The sequence below is a fragment of the Streptomyces sp. NPDC001604 genome (assembly GCF_042893475.1).
Classification (GTDB): Bacteria; Actinomycetota; Actinomycetes; order Streptomycetales; family Streptomycetaceae; genus Streptomyces.
The window spans coordinates 609850-622330 of record NZ_JBIAUY010000002.1; the positions used below are offsets into that span (position 1 = coordinate 609850).

The 12481-nt window shown below is 68.1% G+C and carries 16 protein-coding genes and 2 tRNA genes; 12 read left to right on the forward strand and 6 right to left on the reverse strand.

Annotated elements, in window-relative coordinates; genetic code table 11:
* Positions 1 to 24: 24 nt before the first annotated feature.
* Together ACFY1E_RS08045 and ACFY1E_RS08050 are read right to left on the reverse strand one after the other, a co-directional pair.
* Positions 25 to 1308, reverse strand: a complete 1284-nt coding sequence (locus tag ACFY1E_RS08045; RefSeq protein ID WP_389072794.1) for a hypothetical protein — start codon at positions 1306 to 1308, stop codon at positions 25 to 27.
* A gap of 201 nt (positions 1309 to 1509) precedes the next feature.
* A complete protein-coding gene (locus tag ACFY1E_RS08050; RefSeq protein WP_003999697.1) occupies positions 1510 to 1638 on the reverse strand; it encodes a DLW-39 family protein in 129 nt (42 codons plus the stop codon).
* Between the two features lie 327 nt (positions 1639 to 1965).
* Here ACFY1E_RS08050 and ACFY1E_RS08055 point away from each other — a divergent pair, with 327 nt between their 5' ends.
* On the forward strand, positions 1966 to 2286 hold the full coding sequence (locus tag ACFY1E_RS08055) for a DUF6344 domain-containing protein (protein ID WP_389072796.1): 321 nt from the start codon (positions 1966 to 1968) through the stop codon (positions 2284 to 2286).
* Positions 2287 to 2720: 434 nt separating this feature from the next.
* On the opposite strand, the gene ACFY1E_RS08060 is transcribed toward ACFY1E_RS08055, so the two are convergent.
* Positions 2721 to 2803, reverse strand: a tRNA-Ile gene (locus tag ACFY1E_RS08060).
* Positions 2804 to 3314: 511 nt separating this feature from the next.
* On the opposite strand from ACFY1E_RS08060, the gene ACFY1E_RS08065 reads away from it, so the two are divergent.
* Entirely contained in the window at positions 3315 to 3605 is a 291-nt protein-coding gene (locus ACFY1E_RS08065) for a peptidase inhibitor family I36 protein (RefSeq protein ID WP_389072799.1), read from the forward strand.
* 659 nt (positions 3606 to 4264) lie between these two features.
* On the opposite strand, the gene ACFY1E_RS08070 is transcribed toward ACFY1E_RS08065, so the two are convergent.
* Together ACFY1E_RS08070 and ACFY1E_RS08075 are read right to left on the reverse strand one after the other, a co-directional pair.
* A complete protein-coding gene (locus ACFY1E_RS08070; RefSeq protein ID WP_389072801.1) occupies positions 4265 to 4930 on the reverse strand; it encodes a YdcF family protein in 666 nt (221 codons plus the stop codon).
* Between the two features lie 42 nt (positions 4931 to 4972).
* A complete protein-coding gene (locus ACFY1E_RS08075; RefSeq protein WP_389072803.1) occupies positions 4973 to 5731 on the reverse strand; it encodes a GntR family transcriptional regulator in 759 nt (252 codons plus the stop codon).
* 191 nt (positions 5732 to 5922) lie between these two features.
* On the opposite strand from ACFY1E_RS08075, the gene ACFY1E_RS08080 reads away from it, so the two are divergent.
* The 10 genes from ACFY1E_RS08080 to ACFY1E_RS08125 all read left to right on the forward strand — a co-directional run bounded on the left by ACFY1E_RS08080 (position 5923) and on the right by ACFY1E_RS08125 (position 12235).
* The gene (locus tag ACFY1E_RS08080; RefSeq protein ID WP_385229246.1) at positions 5923 to 6252 is read left to right on the forward strand and encodes a hypothetical protein; all 330 of its coding nucleotides are present in this window, start codon (positions 5923 to 5925) and stop codon (positions 6250 to 6252) included.
* Positions 6253 to 6254: 2 nt separating this feature from the next.
* Entirely contained in the window at positions 6255 to 7598 is a 1344-nt protein-coding gene (locus ACFY1E_RS08085; protein ID WP_389072806.1) for an FtsK/SpoIIIE domain-containing protein, read from the forward strand.
* A gap of 158 nt (positions 7599 to 7756) precedes the next feature.
* Positions 7757 to 8392 carry a DUF2637 domain-containing protein gene (locus tag ACFY1E_RS08090; RefSeq protein WP_389072809.1) on the forward strand — a complete coding sequence of 212 codons (636 nt, stop codon included), beginning with the start codon at positions 7757 to 7759 and terminating at the stop codon, positions 8390 to 8392.
* A 20-nt stretch (positions 8393 to 8412) separates the two neighbouring features.
* Entirely contained in the window at positions 8413 to 8598 is a 186-nt protein-coding gene (locus ACFY1E_RS08095; RefSeq protein ID WP_389072812.1) for a mobile element transfer protein, read from the forward strand.
* A 19-nt stretch (positions 8599 to 8617) separates the two neighbouring features.
* Entirely contained in the window at positions 8618 to 8944 is a 327-nt protein-coding gene (locus ACFY1E_RS08100; protein ID WP_389072814.1) for a SpdD protein, read from the forward strand.
* Position 8945: 1 nt separating this feature from the next.
* Positions 8946 to 9188, forward strand: coding sequence for a hypothetical protein (locus ACFY1E_RS08105; RefSeq protein WP_389072816.1), 243 nt, complete (start codon positions 8946 to 8948; stop codon positions 9186 to 9188).
* A gap of 93 nt (positions 9189 to 9281) precedes the next feature.
* Positions 9282 to 9464: a hypothetical protein gene (locus tag ACFY1E_RS08110; protein ID WP_389072818.1), complete on the forward strand. Its 183-nt coding sequence runs from the start codon at positions 9282 to 9284 to the stop codon at positions 9462 to 9464.
* A gap of 4 nt (positions 9465 to 9468) precedes the next feature.
* Positions 9469 to 10893: a replication initiator protein RepSA gene (repSA, locus tag ACFY1E_RS08115; RefSeq protein WP_389072821.1), complete on the forward strand. Its 1425-nt coding sequence runs from the start codon at positions 9469 to 9471 to the stop codon at positions 10891 to 10893.
* Positions 10890 to 11078, forward strand: coding sequence for a helix-turn-helix domain-containing protein (locus tag ACFY1E_RS08120; RefSeq protein ID WP_389072822.1), 189 nt, complete (start codon positions 10890 to 10892; stop codon positions 11076 to 11078). The genes repSA and ACFY1E_RS08120 overlap by 4 nt, the downstream gene beginning before the upstream one ends.
* On the forward strand, positions 11078 to 12235 hold the full coding sequence (locus tag ACFY1E_RS08125; RefSeq protein WP_389072824.1) for a tyrosine-type recombinase/integrase: 1158 nt from the start codon (positions 11078 to 11080) through the stop codon (positions 12233 to 12235). Before ACFY1E_RS08120 ends, ACFY1E_RS08125 begins: the two co-directional genes overlap by 1 nt.
* A 69-nt stretch (positions 12236 to 12304) precedes the next feature.
* On the opposite strand, the gene ACFY1E_RS08130 is transcribed toward ACFY1E_RS08125, so the two are convergent.
* Positions 12305 to 12381, reverse strand: a tRNA-Ile gene (locus ACFY1E_RS08130).
* Between the last annotated feature and the right edge of the window lie 100 nt (positions 12382 to 12481).

A 12481-nucleotide genomic window follows, 5' to 3' on the forward strand; every position in this document is an offset into this window, starting at 1 on the left:
CTGCCCCGCGCCGGGCGGCGAGCCTCACCAGGTCCGTGCTTTCCGCCGTGCTGCGACCGTCCACACCGCGAGTACTGCGAGCACGGCAGTGCCCGCTCCGATCCCGCCCGCGGCGACTGCCTTCATCGTGGCGTGGGTGTCTGGGGTCGCGCCTTCGGCGGCTGCCTGCCGGTCCTGCGCGGTGACCTCGAAGACGTTCCCCGGGACGGACTTGCCTTCGTAGCCGGGGCCGTCCTGCGCCGCGCCGTCGATCCCGATGCGCAGCGTCAGTCTGAAGGGCCCGTCGCCGAACTTCTGGGCCACTCCCGCGGCGAGGTGCACCACCAGGTAGTACGAGCCGGCGAACCGCATTCCGTTCACGCGGTCGGGGATGGCGTAGCGGTTGCTGTAGTCGACGGGAGGCACCGCGGCGAGGGAGGCCGACTTCTGCTTGCCGTCGTAGCCGACGTCCGCGTCCTCCACAGCGGCGCGGACGGGGTTGTAGAGCGTGAGGGCCAGGGCGTCGATGGCGTAGCCGTGGCCGTCGCCGTTGACGCTGCCGAGTTCGGCCGTGGCGGAGGGCTGCTGGCCCCAGCCGACCGGGATCTTGTAGAAGAGCGTCTGCCCGGGCGTGATGTCGGCGCTCCAGACGCCCTGTCCCACGGAGGCCGCCCGGGAGAAGCCAGCGCCGCCCTGGCTGTGCTCGACCGCGCCCGAGACAGGGGTGGGTGAGGCGGAGTTCCACACCGTGGGCGGGCTCGTCGCCCCGGCCTGCTTCAGGCGCGGTTCGGTGGTGGTGGTGATCTCCAGGTCCCAGGCGCCGGGCGAGGAGTCTGCCGTACCGGTGCGTTCGACGACGACGTAGTAGGTGCCGGCGCCCTGGCAGAGGGGGGCGGCCGGGGAGGTCGTTCGTGCGCCCCATGCCGTGATGGGGTGCGGGCTCTTGGCGGCGCCGAAGCGGGCGCGTTCGTTGGAGCAGGAGTGGTTGTCGGCGTCCTGCACCGAGACCCTGATGCCGTCGGTGATGGAGAGCGTGGCGTCCGCGCGGGGGATGGCGGTGACGGAGACGTACGCGTTGGACGCGGCGTCGAGGTGAAGGCGGTAGTAGAGCTCCGCGTCCCTGGGGAGGGAGCTGCGGTAGGTCCTGCCGGCTTCGAGCAGCTCGGCGCCCGTGGTTCCTTTCGCTCCGTCCACAGGCTGTGCGTCCTCCGCAAAGGCGTAGGAGGAGGCGGTAAGGACGCCGGGGCCCGGGGTTTCGGCTGCCGCCGCGGCGGCGGCCGGCCAGGGCGCCGCCGCTGCCGTGCACAGCACCGCTGCCGCGGCCGCCACGCGCGCGCGTGCCGAGGGACGCCCGCGCCATGCTCTCGCGCGCCACCACGCCGTACGCCGCCCCATCACGCGCCACCCCTCGTCGTCGTCCGGACCGCTGGACCGTGGCCATCCTGCCCTGCGAGGCGGGGCCTCATCCGGGCAACACAAAACCCCGACCGCAAGGACGGCCGGGGTCTGTTCAGATTCGGTTGTCGATACTCACGAACCCGTGGGCACGGAGTCGGTCGCCTCCGTCCACAGATCCTGCTCGGCGCGATCCGCCTGGATCTGGCGGTACACGAGGAGCCCGCCGATGGCGGCCAGTGCGACCAGGAGAAGCTTCTTCACCGCGCGACCTCGTCTTTCCTTGACGTAGGGGACTTCTGGCGCCCGACTATACACACCGACCGATACCGATCGGTGACCTGCGTGGGCCCTCAACTCCCCTCCGGCAAACCGCAGTAGAACCGGAGGTCACCGCTCCGATCTGAGGGTGATCACATCCCCACGGACGGTGACTTTGTTCTTCATTCTCCTATTTACGAGCGGTTTGCGCCCATCCGGGTGTTGTTCATCTGAACATCGCCGCGCCACGGGCGTCGGTCCACCACTTCGCGGCCCCGATACACATCATGAGGAAAGTACGCAAATCGCCCGACCCGAAAGTGAGGGGCCATGGCCCAGAACCAGGTCATGAAGCTGTGGAACGTCCTCGTCACCGCCTTCCTGGCGCTGTGCACGACGCTCGGACTGATCACGACGACCGCCGCCGCGGCGGTACCGCAGACCGAGGCGCCCGGCAACTGCAGTGCGCCGGTGATGCTCCCGACGGCATCCCACTGGTCCTGGACCTACGCCAGGGCCCTGCCCCCCACGATGAAGCAGCGCATCCGCGCCGAGGCCCACGGAAAGTCCCCCAGCTGCCGCCACAGCCCCCTCACGGAGACGGAGGCGGCCACGAATCTCTCCGAGCCGGCCACTCCCCTCCAGCTGTGAGACACCGCCGCTGCAACCCGGCGTAACGGCGAACTTGCGTACCCGAACCGCCCATGAAGAAGACCCCCAACCGATCCGGTTGGGGGTCTTCTTCATTTTTCTGCGCCCCTGCGACAATGCCGCGACGGTCAGGCCAGTCATGAGGCGAGGGAAACGGCGTGCTTCTCCGCGGGGCCCTCGCACTGATCGCGGGCGGCGCGTTGATAGGGGGTGGCCTGTGGCTGTCGCGGCGTGGACGTCCGGGTGTGGGACTGGGCAGACGTGACCTTTTCGGCGCGTTACAGGACCCGGTGGGGGTCGCCCTGGAAGAGCCTTGAACGCATGAGACTGCAGTTCGGCTTCATGGGCGTCGCGTTGGTGATCCTCGGCCTGGTGGCCGTGACGCGCTGAGAGCGCAAAAGACCCCCAGTCCTGTGGACTGGGGGTCTTCGTGCTGGTGGGGCTAACAGGATTTGAACCTGTGGCCTCATCCTTATCAGGTCGATCATGGGGTCTGGCAACGCTGACCAACCGCCCCTGCACCTCGGCCAATCGTCCACTGTGGTCCGGCCTCGACCGCTGCCGTTCGGGGCTGTTGGTGTCAGGCGCTGGTGTCAGCCGCCGCACGCGGTCTTGAAAAGGGCGTCCCATCCGTCCTCGGGCATCAGCTTGGAAGATCGCATAACCGGAGCTTGGCCGACCCGCCGATTGCCGACTTCGGCGTTCCCGGTCTTTAGCTGGCGTTCGCCATTCGTCCCCATTCGCTGCGGCTCGACCGGACACGTAGAGGGTGGCGCGCAGCCTCCTCCTGCATTCCTCGACGCGGCAGACGGTGGAGGGGAGTGGGCACCCTCTGATCCGCAGCTCGGTGATGGCTAGAAACAGAGGCTGAACAGCGCAGCGATACGGCAAGAGTTGATCAGCAGCATGCGATGGTGGCAGAGTCACGCTCGTTCGAGTGACTGAACTCGAAATCGAAACGGGAGGAATGTATGCGTTTTCGGCGAAGTGCAGCCTTGTTCCTATCCAGCGCCCTGACGATCCCTGTCATGGCCCTGACCTCTACAACTGCTGATGCCGCGCCCCAGTGCACGCCCGGCCGATACAACACCTGCTTCTACTCGGGCCAGAATCTGACGGGCGACAAGGAGGGCGCCAGCAGCCTGCCTAACAACTGCCTCCATGTTGACGCCTTTACGGCTCATTCTGCATGGAACCGCAGCGCGTACAAGCTGACAGTGTATGAGAAGGCAGGGTGCACCGGTCACTACCAGTCGACTGGACCCGGCGGGAAGATCAATAGGCCCACTTGGGGGATTGGGTTCTACAAGCTCACCTGATTTGGCAGTAGCGCGCTCCACTCGGGGCAGCTGGACTCCTACCGGCCTTCCCCCACTCAGCCCAGCTCCCATCCCGTCCGCCGTCGACCCACACACCGTGGAGCGGGCGTGGTTCATGGCGTCCAGGTGGAGCGCGCCACTGTACGAACGACCTGGACGCCATGGGCCGCGTCTGCTCGGCTTCGCCTGGGTCGACGGTGGACGGGATGGGAGCCCACCACGCACGCCCCTACGGATCCGCGGTCGGGAACGGCGCCCCCTCCATCCCGGTGTCGGCCGATCCCCCGCCGGAGGCATGTTCTTGATCGGGCCGTGCTATGCGGTGATCGACTCACGGCCATCGGCCCTATCCACATGTGGGCGCGCGTCGGCGTCGGCCGCGCCGAGCGGGCCGAAGGCAGGAGCGCGGGCGCGGCCATAGCCGGGAAGCGCGCCCGGCGGAGCGGAGCGCAGCCGGGGCTTGATGAGGTAGAGAAACCTGTAACAGATCCCCGGGTCCCGGTCGAAGATCATTTACTGAGGAGCGGTGACAGCTCGCAGCCGTCATACGTCTGAATGTGCGGCGCCTCGTCGCGCAGAGCGTCCGTGATGGGCATTGCGTGGACCGCGCTCATCGCCGCTGCTCCGTCATCCCGGTCTGAGCCATGCAACTGCGGCATTCAGGCAGAGTGCTGGTCCGTGGCGAGAAGTCGGCTGCTGAAACCCTCGTGGCACAGCCGCTCGTACGCCTCAAGCACGTCATCCGGCACGGGCTGGCTGATCATGTATCCCTGCTCCGGGTAGATCAACAGGCGCTGAAGTGCCCCCACCAGCATGTCAATGACCAACCGAGCGTCCTGGATGGAGTCCGCGTACTCCTCAAGCGTCATCGGAGTGGACGCGCTGACGATCTCGACTTCGGGCCATAGCTTGCGGGCCGTGGCGTACGCGCGCCTCTCCTCGTACGGCTTGCTGATGAGGAGCACGGAGGAGACATCCACTCCGGCCTCCTCGAGCACGGCCCTGGAGAAGCGGATGTTCTCGCCGGTGTTGCGGGCGTTGGGCTCTACGAGCACAGCTGAGCTGGGCACACCGAGTTCGAGGGCTCGTTCGAGGTAGTGGACGGCTTCCCCGCGGGGCATGCGTTCCCGCGTCGTCGGGCTGGTGGCTCCTGTGAACACAAGCAGGGGAGCCATGCCTCGCTTGTACAGGTCCACTGCCGTATCGGCCACACCCAGGTCGTGACTGCCCAGACCGATCGCGACTGAGCACGGCCGTGGGGTGTGGCCCATCTGGTGGTAGTCCCACAAGCGTCGGGCGTCGGCCCATGCCTGGGTGGAGATCATTCCTACCCCTTCTCGCCCTCACTTCGCCAGCCGAGGCTCGGCCTACGCGTCGAAGTCGTATTCCAGGATGTACGAGGCGGCATCGAGCGTCATCTCGTTGATCTCGACGGGGCGTCCTTCATCCGCGAACGCGGTTCGGCAGATGAGTAGGACCGGTGTACCCGCGGAGATGCTCAACTGCGTCGCCTCGTGCTTCGTGGGCATGCGCGAGCGGATCTCTTCGCGGAAGTGCACTGGCTTGTGCCCAAGTTCCGCAAGCCGCGCGTACGTTCCACCTGGCCCGGTGTCCTCCTGAGTGATCGCCGACCCTGCGACCACCGATGTGGGGAGATAACTCGTCGCGAGCAGAACGGGCTTCCCGTCCAAGACGAACCGCCGACGTCGCACGCAGACGGTGTCCTCTTCACCCAGGTCCAACACCTGCCCGATCGGTTCCGGTGCGGCTTCCTCCGTCACCGTCACTTGATCCACCACGAGTGCGCGGTTCTCGATGTCGGCAGACCAGATGGACCGGCCGCTGCCCCACTGCTCCTGTGCGAGCCGTTGGATCCCCCGACGCCTCAACGGGCGGAATGAACGGACGAACACGCCGGCACCCTTGCGGGACTCGGCAATGCCTTCGTCCTTGAGCACACTCAAGGCTTGACGGGCTGTCATGCGGGCCACGCCATGCGCGGCCATCAGGTCGTTCTCTCCCGGAAGCCGATCACCGGGACCGTACTCGCCCGACCGGATCGCCTCGCGTAGAGAGTCCGCAATCCGCTGGTACTTCGGCCGACGGTCGTCGTCGGTGGTGGTCATTCGGGAGCCCTCCCTTCTTCTCTAGACAGCCTAGGCCATACATACGGACCTTGCCCTCTCGTGTAGCCGCGATCCCACCTTCTCAACATCTCTAGACAGATTCCCTTGACGTCTCTAGAGATGTATGCCTTACTGGAGATGTCTAGAGAGGTTGCGAAACGGGCAGCCTCCAAGAACTGAGGGATGGACTCATGCCGTCGTTCAAGATCGACCTTTCGACCGCTGTGGTGTTCGTGGCGACCGCGCCCGAGCCGAAGATGGTCAACAAGAAGACCGGTGAGCGGGCCGTGGACCGCGAGACCAACGCGGGGCTGTCGACCGTGGGTCTGCTGGTCTCGGACGAGGGGGAGGGGAACCTCTACCAGGTAACCGTGCCGGAGACCGGCCTCCCCGATGGCCTCACGCCGGGCATGCCGGTGCGGGTGGTCGGACTCAAGGCCCGTGACTGGGAGAACGAGTTCAACGGGCAGAAGCGGCACGGGATCTCGTTCCGTGCGGTCGCCATCACGGCGGGGGCCTGACCATGACCGACGTGGCCACCTGGTTCGAACTGGGCGGGGTCGCGGCCGGTGCCGGTGGGCTCGGCTACGCGAAGTACCAGGCTCCGCGCGTGTACTGGTCGCTGGTCGGCCTGCCGGTCACCTGGGGCCGGTTCACCTGGACCTACCGGGACACGATGGAGGTGTGCGGGCTGACGGTGAAGCCGTCCGGCCTTCGTGCCTTCGTCAAGCGCAACCTGGCCCGCAGCGAGGTGCGGCCGGTGCCGCCGAGGGTCCGCCGGGTCCGCCCGACGTCGACCGGGCTGCGGGTCACGCTCCGGCTTCCCGCCGGTCTGGAGCCCGCCGACATCGCCGCTTCCTCCGAACGCCTCCGCCACGCCTGGGGAGTCCGCTCGGTGGCCGTGGCGGAGACGAAGCCCGGCTACGTGGAACTGCGGATGACCGGCTACGACGTGCTCGGCAAGGTCAAGATGCCGCGTAAGGCTCAGCCCCGTGACCTGGTCGTTCCGGTCGCGCTGCGCGAGGACGGCACGGTGTTCGAGCGGGACTACCGCAAGGTGCCGATGGCTCTGACCCTGGGCGCGACGCTGTCAGGCAAGTCCGTGTATCAGCGCAATCTGATCAAGGGGCTGGCCGAGCTGCCGGTGGGTCTGATCGGGATCGACTGCAAGCGCGGTGTTGAGCACGGCCGGTACGCGCCGCGCCTGTCCGCGCTGGCCACCGACCCGGAAGCCGCCGGGCGTCTGATAGACGCGCTGGTTGCCGAGATGGAAGAGCGCTTCGATCTCCTCGCCCTGTACGGCGTCTCGGACCTGTGGGAACTGCCGGACAAGGTGCGGCCGGTGCCGCTGGTCGTGCTGATCGACGAGGTGGCAGAGCTGTTCCTCGTGGTCTCGAAGAAGGACGAGGCGGCCCGCGACCACACCGTCATGCAGCTGGTCCGCCTCGGCCAGATGGCCCGTGCGATCGGGATCTACCTGGAGGTGTGCGGGCAGCGCTTCGGCTCCGACCTGGGCAAGGGTGCAACTGCCCTGCGGGCTCAGCTCACCGGCCGCGTGGTGCACCGCGTGAACGACAAGCAGACCGCAGACATGGGGCTCGGCGACATCGCCCCGGATGCCGTCATGGCCGTGACCACGATCGCCCCGGACCGCCCCGGGATCGCCGTGGCCGGTGACACCTCCGGCGGCTGGTCCCGCATCCGTACCCCGGAGACCACCCCGGACGAGGCAGCCGCCGTGTGCCGCCAGTTCGCGCACCTGACCCCGGCCCTTTCGTTCCTCGCTCCGTTCCAGCCGGTCGGCCAGATCGTGCCGCCGATGCCCACCGCGCCGCCGCTGGTACAGCCGCAGCCGGTCACGGAGTAACCCCCCGCTTTGCCGGTCGGCGCGACCGCCTCGCGCCAAGTCCCTACCCCCGCCATGCCGAAACCCGGAACGGAGGTCGTCCATGGCCCGCAAGTCCAGTGGTTCTCCGTCAATGCGATGAAATCCGCGTTCGTTCCCCGCGAAGGGAGGTGAAGACCATGCCCCGCTCGGTCCGCTTCGACGCCGTACTCGTTCAGGCCGTGATCGCCGGTGCCCTGTCCTTCGCCCACTTGCACGACCTCGCCGCTGCGGCTGGTCAGACCGGCTGGAAAGCCTGGGCCTACCCCGTCTCGGTCGACCTGCTCCTGGTCGCCGTGTGGCGGCGCCTGCGCACCGACCGATCCGGGCTGGCCTGGTTCTGGTTCGTGATCGCCCTGGTCGCCTCGCTCTGCGCCAACATCGCCACCGCCGGAATGCTCGACCTGGACCACGTCCCGGCCTGGCTGCGCATCCTCGTCGCCGGATGGCCCGCCCTGGCCTTCCTCGGCGGCACCCTGCTCACCCACTCACCGACTCCCACCGGAGACCGGGTGCCAGATCCGCCGGCACCCGCAGCCCCGGCCGCCGCACCCGAGCCGGAACCCGATCGCGAACCGATCGCTGCTGCGGAGCCCGTTCCCGCGCTGCCCCAAACGACCCACCCGTCGGTGCCTCCGGCCCTGGTCGACCACGCCCGCAAGGTCGCCACCGAACACCGCACCCGCACCGGCACGGACATCGACACCGCCACCCTGCGCGCCCGCCTCGGTATCCCGGAAGACCTGGCTGGAGCGATCGCCGCCCAACTCGCCTGACCCACAAGGAGGTTCCACCCATGCGCCCGAACCGCTTCTACGACGTGATCCGCATCGGCCCCGTCCAGGTCGGCACCTTCAACAACGGACGCGGCCAGACCAAGCACACCGCCGCCTGCACCTCCCCGAACTGCGGTTTCTCCACCGAGCACGGCGACCGCTCGGCCGCCGAACTCGCCGCCCGCACCCACCGCTGCAACCCCTGACCCGAAAGGAGAGCGCCCCGTGTTCACCCCGAAGTACCCCACCCCCGACACCTCACCGGCACCGGCACCGGCACCGGCACCGGCACCGGCACCGGCCGTCATCCCACAACCCGCCACCGACCCGGCCCCCAGCGCTCCTGCACCGGCGGTTCCCGTGTCCAACCGGCCGAGCATCCAGCTCACCCCCGGCACCGCACTCGTCCTCGTCGGCGGCGGCACCGCCGTGGTCCTCGTCATCGGCGCGGTCCTGGTCTCCATGCTCCTCGCGGTCGCCATCACCGGCATGTCCGTGGCCGTGACCGCCGTCGTACTCCGCTCACTCCTCAACCAGGAAAGGAAGCACTGACATGGGTCTCTTCAGCCGCAAGAGCAGCGACAACACCCCCGCCAACCCGGCCATGGCCGAACTCGGACGCGACTACGCGATCGCAGAACGCCACGGCGACCGCAGGGCCATGAGCCGCATCCGGCAGGAACTCGGCTCCACCGACCGCAGCGACACCGAGCGGGACTCCTTCGAGCAGGGACGGCAGCAGTACCAGGACATCCCGCCCGCCTACTCCAAGCCCCGCCGCAACCGCCGCCGCTGAACGGCCCCCGGGGCGGCTCTCTCGCCAAAGAACCGCCGCCCCGGACGCCTGCACCTCTTCCAGATCCAACGGACCCGAAAGGGAAGCCTCATCATGCCCCAGCACGTCTCGAACACACCCGTCTGCCGCGACTGCGACGGCTTCCCCGTCGTCGCCATCACCACCGGCGACCGCCACGACGACGGCACCCGCGTCACCCTCCGCGTGCACTGCTTGACCTGCCAGGGCACCGGCCACACGGCCCGCGCCGTTCGTCTCGTCCGGGCTGGTAGGTGACCAGGTGACTGACACCGCCACCCTGGCGGGCCTCGATGCGGCCACCCTCGGCGACGTGCTGAGGGTGGCCAACTCGGCCGACTTCGACCGCTGGCAAGAACAGATCAAGCGCACCAGCGGCTGCTCCGACCCGATCCGCCTCATCGGCGGCACCAAGACGATCGACCCGGCCACCAAGACCGTGCTGCACGCCTACTCCACGGACACCGAGCCGGGAGGCATGCTCCGCATCGCCTGCGGCAACCGCCGTGCCTCCCGGTGCCCGGCTTGCGCCTGGACCTACGCCGGAGACACCTACCACCTCATCCGCGCCGGACTCGTCGGCGACCCGGACAAGGGCACCCCGCACACCATCCGGGATCACCCCCGGGTCTTCGCCACCCTCACCGCGCCCTCGTTCGGCCCGGTCCACAACCGCCCCGGCAACCGGCCCTGCCGCTGCGGCGCCCGGCACCCCGAGGATGCACCCGAACTCGGCACCCCGCTCGACCCTGGCACGTACGACTACGCGGGCGCAGTGCTGTGGAACAACCACGCATCCGACCTGTGGCGCTACTTCACGATCTACCTCCGCCGCGAGATCGCCCGCCGGGCCGGACTCACCCAGAAAGCCGCCCGCGAACAGTCCCGCGTCTCCTTCGGCAAGGTCGCCGAGTACCAGAAGCGCGGGGCCGTGCACTTCCATGCCGTGATCCGCTTCGACGGCCCCGACGGGCCAGACGATCCGCCCCCGGCCTGGGCCACCCTCGATCTGCTCACCGACGCAATCCGCGCCGCTGCTGCCCGCGTCGCGGTCGACGTCCCCCTGGCCCGCTACCAGCCGCATCCCGATCAGCCGCCGCGCACCGAGCCTGCTCGCACGCTGCGCTGGGGCACCCAGCTCGACGTCCAGCCGATCGGCGCCTTCGGCCACGGCGAAGAGATCACCGAACAAGCCGTCGCCTCCTACGTCGCCAAGTACGCAACCAAGGCAGCCGAGACCACCGGCACCGTCGACCGCCGGATCGGCAACAAAGAGGCCCTGGTCCTGCTCGACGTACCCGACCACCCCGCCCGATTGATCGCGGCCTGCCTCGACCTCCACGTGCTCTACCCAGACCGCAAGCTGCGGGACTGGGCTCACATGCTCGGCTTCCGCGGCCACTTCTCCACCAAGTCCCGCCGCTACTCCACCACCCTCGGCGCCCTGCGCCAGGTCCGCGCCGACTACCGCGCCACCCAGCAACGCGAAGCCCTCGGCCTGCCCGACCCCGAGGAGAACCCGGAGGCAACCACGCTCACCCTCGCCCACTGGACCTACGCCGGACACGGCCACACGCCCGGCGAATCCTGGTTCGCCGCCAACATCCGCCGCGACATCCAGCTCAGCCGCGAAACCGCCCGCGACGAACTACCCGCCTTGCTCGACCTGGAAGGAGCCGCCGCATGACCACTGCCACCCCGGAGCTGCTGACCGTGCCGGACGTCATGAGGCAGCTCAAGGTAGGCCGTACCAAGGTCTACGACCTGATCCGCACACACCGCCTGGTCTCAATCAAGGTCGATGGCTGCCGCCGGATCCCGGCTGATGCGGTGCAGGACCTCATCCGCCGGCATATCGGGGAGGCTGCCTGATGGCCAAGCGTCGGCCTAACGGCGGCGGCACGATCTCAAGGCGGTCGGACGGCCGTTACATGGGGCGTGCCTACGTCACCGACACGGACGGCAACCGCGTCCGCAAGACCGTCTACGGCGCCACGTGGGACGAGGCGAACGAAAAGCTCGGCAATCTCCAAGGCCAGGAGCGCAATGGCATCCCGGTGCCGTCCCGCTCCTGGACGCTCGGCGAGTGGCTGGCCTACTGGCTGGAGCACATCGTCGAGCCGGAGCGTGAGCACAACACGTACGTCAAGTACGAGTCCAAGGTCCGGCTGTACCTGCTGCCGCACCTCGCCAAGAAGCCGCTAGTCAAGCTCACGCCTGCCCAAGTCCGCACCTTCATGGCCACGTTGAAGCGCGAGAAGGTAGGCGCCTCCACGCGGTTCGAGGTGCTGCGCGTGCTCCGCAACGCCCTCAATCGGGCCATCCGCGAGGAGCTGCTGACGCGCAACGTCGCGCTCCTGGTCGACATGCCCAAGGTCACCAAGGACAAGGGCAAGGCCTGGAACGCCCGCGAGGCCGTCACGTTCCTGCGCGCGGCTCGTGCCCACCGCCTGTACGCGGCATGCGTCCTGGTCCTCGTGCTCGGCCTGCGCCGCAGTGAGCTCCTGGGCCTGCGCTGGCAAGACGTCGACTTCGAGGCGCGGCACTTCACGCCGGTCAAGCAGGTGCAGCGGGTCAAGGGCGTCGGCCTGGTCCTCAAGGACCTCAAGACCGAGTCGTCACAGGCGGTGCTCCCGCTGCCGGAGTTCTGCGCCCGGGCCCTGGAGGAGCGCCGGGAGCTTCAAGAGCTGGAGCGGAAGATCGCCGGTACGCACTGGTCGCAGGAGCCGGACCAGGATCTGATCTTCTCGTCGGAGCATGGCGGCATGATCGACCCGGTGGGGTTCTCACGGACCTTCGATCGCCTCGTGAAGCGAGCCGGTGTGCGTCGAATCACGGTCCGGCTCGCCCGGCACACCTGCGGCACCCTGCTCGCCTTCTTGAAGGTGCACCCCAAGGTCGCTCAGGCGATCCTTCGGCACAGCCAGATCAGCATGACCATGGACGTCTACACGCACGTGGTCGGTGACAGCGAGCGCGAAGCCGTCGCGCTGCTCGCCGAGCTCTTGGAAGATCCGCTCATCGGCTGATCGCTGCCGTTGGTGTCAACCGGTGGTGTCAAAAGACCCCCAGTCCGTGTGGACCGGGGGTCTTTTCGCTGGTGGGGCTAACAGGATTTGAACCTGTGGCCTCATCCTTATCAGGGATGCGCTCTAACCAACTGAGCTATAGCCCCGCCGCGCTCTGCGGTGTGTGTCCCGCGCGCTGACCCCTGAAGATTAGCGCACGACGTGGGCAGTCCCAAAATCGGTTGTCTCAGGGACGGGGGCAGGGAC